Consider the following 1,637-nt stretch of genomic DNA (forward strand, 5'->3'; position numbering starts at 1 on the left):
ATCCTTGCCCAGGTCCACCAGCAGCCGGTCGGGCATAAACACACCCCCAAAGCCTGATAACCGAAAACAGGCCATGCGCACGACTCCACACACCAGCATGCTATTGGCAGGAACAGAACTGCCAGAGCCACGATTCCGGGAGCGACCGAGGTCCCGGCCTGGGTCGACGCGCTACAGGCACTGCCGGTGGCCGAACTGACCTTGTGCCGTGCCAGAACTCGCACAATTGCTCTGAGCTGGTGTTTCCTGTCAGGCTGCTCTCCGGTACTCGCTGATCAAGCCGTGGACGACCTGCCCGTGCGTGATCCGGGCGGTCATATCGACCGCCCGGCCGGGCTCGTGCAGCGGAGGTCGCTGTCCGCGCGACTGGTGCGGCCGATGCTCGTTGTAGTGCCGGGTGTACTCGGCCAGGATCCGCTGGAGATGCCGTTCGCCGTAGATCAGCAGGTGGTCCAGGCATTCGCGGCGTAGCGTTCCCACATACCGTTCCGCAAAGGAATTCGCCCGGGGCGAGCGGACCGGCGTCTTGATGACCCGCGCGCCATTGCCGGCGAACACGTCGTCGAACGCCGCCGTGAACTTGCTGTCGCGATCGCGGATCAGGAATCTGAACTGGCTGGCGCGTGCACCCAGATCCATCAGCAGGTTACGGGCCTGCTGGGTGATCCACGGCGAGGTGGGATGCGCGGTCACGCCCAGGATGTGTACGCGGCGGGTCTGGATCTCCATCACGAAGAGCACGTGCAAACGCCTGAGGAACACGGTGTCAACGTGCAGGAAATCGCACGCCACGATCCCGGCAGCCTGGGAGGCGAGGAACTGCCGCCAGGTCGGGGATGCCCGGCGTGGCGCGGGTGCGAGCCCGGCGGCCAGGATTCTCCGGATCGTTCCGGCGCCGACGCGGTACCCGAGGCCGAGAAGTTCGCCCTGGATGCGCCGGTGTCCCCACCGCGGGTTCTGCCTGACCAGCCGCTGGACCAGCTCACGGATCTCCTCCGGGACCGGCGGGCATCCGCTGGTAGTCGGATAGGTCCACTTGTTCTTGATCAGGCGCCGGTGCCAGGCGAGCAGGGTGCCGGGTGTCACGATCCGGTGCAGCCGCAAGTGAGTGGGCAGCAGCCTTGTCAAGGCGGCGATCACGGCCCGGTCGGCCCAGTCCGGCTTCGGGCGGGCGACCTGGCGGCGCAGGACCGCGACCCCATGCCGCAGCACCAAGATTTCCACATCCTTCAAGGTGTCGTTGCGGGCGAGCAGCGCCAGCCAGCCGAACAAGCGGGCCATCAGCAGGTAGAGGAGACGGAAGAGCACGAGTGCCGAGGATAGAAGGCCTAGATCAGATAGTCTGCACGAGTTCTGGCACCTCACAGGTCAAGCTGGACCGCAGGCAGAGCGAGGCGAGGTCCGAGGAATTCATCAAAGCGCGGGAAGCCGCTCGCCTGCCGGATGACGCCGGCGGGTTCCGGGTGTGCGGTGAGGTTGTCACCTGAGCGTGAGTGCACCGACTGCGCCAGACACGGCGATGTACTGCACTACTCTAATCGAGATGACGAGCAACAGCCGCGTGAGCGCCCGCACTCCAGCCTCTCCCGAACGACGCGATTTCATCCGCGAGATCGTCGCCGCCGACGTGCGCGAGG

1 protein-coding gene is annotated in these 1,637 nt (G+C 65.8%); it reads right to left on the bottom strand.

What is annotated here, in order from left to right; genetic code table 11:
* Nucleotides 1-249: 249 nt before the first annotated feature.
* On the bottom strand, nt 250-1,308 hold the full coding sequence (locus tag VGS97_RS19275; protein WP_326854978.1) for an integrase core domain-containing protein: 1,059 nt from the start codon (nt 1,306-1,308) through the stop codon (nt 250-252).
* Nucleotides 1,309-1,637: the final 329 nt, after the last annotated feature.

This window comes from Actinocrinis sp. (assembly GCF_035946395.1).
In the GTDB taxonomy this organism is placed as follows: Bacteria; Actinomycetota; Actinomycetes; order Streptomycetales; family Catenulisporaceae; genus Actinocrinis.